Here is a 223-nt window from a genome sequence, read left to right as displayed (position 1 = left end):
GAAATCAACCGAGATTCCCCCAGTAGCGGCGAGCGAACGGGGAGCAGCCCAGAGTCTGAATCAGCTTGTGTGTTAGTGGAAGCGTCTGGAAAGTCGCACGGTACAGGGTGACAGTCCCGTACACGAAAGCACACTTGCTGTGAACTCGAAGAGTAGGGCGGGACACGTGGTATCCTGTCTGAATATGGGGGGACCATCCTCCAAGGCTAAATACTCCTGACTG

Annotated in this window: 1 rRNA gene; it reads left to right on the top strand. The window is 55.2% G+C overall.

Annotated elements, in window-relative coordinates:
* Positions 1-223, top strand: a 23S ribosomal RNA gene (locus WFN75_RS22565); the annotation flags it as partial.

The sequence above is a fragment of the Leclercia sp. UBA7405 genome (genome assembly GCF_037152215.1).
Classification (GTDB): domain Bacteria; phylum Pseudomonadota; class Gammaproteobacteria; order Enterobacterales; family Enterobacteriaceae; genus Enterobacter; species Enterobacter pneumoniae.
Note: the sequence above shows the minus strand (reverse complement) of the source record. Positions and strands in the feature narration are given on the sequence as shown.